Source organism: Rhodococcus sp. R1101, from assembly GCF_000278445.1.
GTDB classification, from domain to species: domain Bacteria; phylum Actinomycetota; class Actinomycetes; order Mycobacteriales; family Mycobacteriaceae; genus Rhodococcus; species Rhodococcus gordoniae.
Genome location: NZ_AJVB01000666.1, coordinates 1 through 1,687 on the forward strand (window position 1 = coordinate 1; position 1,687 = coordinate 1,687).

1 protein-coding gene and 2 pseudogenes are annotated in these 1,687 nt (G+C 67.6%); all 3 read left to right on the forward strand.

What is annotated here, in order from left to right:
- A pseudogene (locus tag R1101_RS0122980) lies at positions 1-297 on the forward strand (urea carboxylase); the annotation flags it as partial.
- Positions 294-944 (forward strand): urea amidolyase associated protein UAAP2, encoded by a 651-nt coding sequence (locus tag R1101_RS0122985; RefSeq protein ID WP_016935544.1) that lies wholly within the window; start codon positions 294-296, stop codon positions 942-944. The pseudogene R1101_RS0122980 and the gene R1101_RS0122985, both read left to right, overlap by 4 nt.
- 7 nt (positions 945-951) lie before the next feature.
- Positions 952-1,687, forward strand: a pseudogene (locus R1101_RS0122990) (5-oxoprolinase/urea amidolyase family protein); the annotation flags it as partial.

A 1,687-nucleotide genomic window follows, 5' to 3' on the forward strand; every position in this document is an offset into this window, starting at 1 on the left:
TTCTTCCACGGTGTCCGTGTCGAGGAGGACGGAAGCCTCGTCAGCACCGGAAACGCCGGGCCCGGCGCCTACGTCGACCTTCTGATCCACCTGCCGGTGATCGTGCTCGTCGCCAACACCGCACACCCGCTCGATCCCGATCCCGAGTTCACCACCGGCAGCCTGGAAGTTCTCGCCTGGCGAGCACCCGAAGAACTGAATTCGCTGCCGAACACCGATCCCGAATACCAGCGCGCCGTCCTCAATACCGACGACGCCTGGGCCGCCGCCACGTCCGAAACGGAGATCCGCCGATGACCCTCACCGCAGACACCGCAGAACTCGCCCTCGTTCCCGGTCGCGTCGTCCTCGACGAGATCGTCGGACTCCGCGGACCGTGGTCGGCCGTCGTCGCCGCGGGAGACGTCCTCACGATCGTCGACCTGCACGGCAACCAGGCCGTCGACACGCTCGTCTACGACGCGCACGACACCGGCCGGCGGTACAGCGCAGCGGCCACCGTCGCCGCACAGCAGAATCTGTTCCTCACCACCGGATCCGTCCTGCGCGACTCCGAGGGCGCTCCACTGATGACGCTCGTCGCCGACGAGGTGGGAAATCACGACACCGTCGGTGGTGCGTGCTCGCAGGAGTCGAACACCCTGCGCTACGGGCACCACACGAAGCATCAGCACGCGTGTGTCGAGAACTTCCTCATCGAGGGCGCGAAGTGGGGCCTCGGCAAACGAGATCTCGTCTCCAACATCAACTTCTTCATGAATGTGCCCGTCGAGGCGGACGGCACCCTCGGCATCGTCGACGGGCTCTCCGCTCCCGGAAAGCGCCTCGCGCTCCGCGCCGAGCGCGACGTACTCGTGCTCGTCTCGAACTGCCCCCAGATCAACAACCCGTGCAACGGCTTCGATCCCACGCCGGTTCGCATGATCGTCACCCGCGAGGAGTGAGCCTGCCATGACCACCAAGATCGGCGTAGAACGCCCCGGAATGCTCACCACCGTCCAGGACTATCCGGGTCGCACCGGATACTGGCAGATCGGCGTACCGCCCTCCGGGCCCATGGACGACCTGTCCTTCCGTCTCGGCAATGTGGCTCTCGGCAACGACGAGGGCGCCCCCGGCCTCGAGACCACGATGGCGGGCCCCGCGCTGCGTTTCACCGACGACACCGAGGTGTGCGTGACCGGTGCTCCCGCCGTCGTCCGGATCGACGGAGTCACCGTTCCGCAGTGGCGGCCCGTCACCGTTCCGGCCGGCGGACTGCTCGATGTCGGCGTCGTCTCCGGTCCCGGCCTGCGCGTCTACATCCTGGTCCGGGGCGGACTCGACGTTCCCGAATTCCTCGGCAGCGCCTCGACGTTCACGCTCGGCACGTTCGGTGGTCACGAGGGTCGTACCCTTCGCGAAGGCGACGTCCTCGTCGTGGGTGACGGTCCCCGCCGTGAGAGCGGGCCCGTCCCGTCCGAACACGTACCGGCTCTCGGCACGCGTTGGGAGATCGCGGTGACCGAAGGCCCGCACGGCGCCCCCGAGTTCTTCACCCGCTCCGACATCGACACCCTCTACGCCACCGAGTACGAGGTGCACTTCAACTCCGACCGCACCGGGGTCCGGCTCATCGGCCCGAAGCCGGAATGGGCCCGGACCGACGGCGGGGAAGCGGGGCTGCATCCGTCGAACATCCACGACA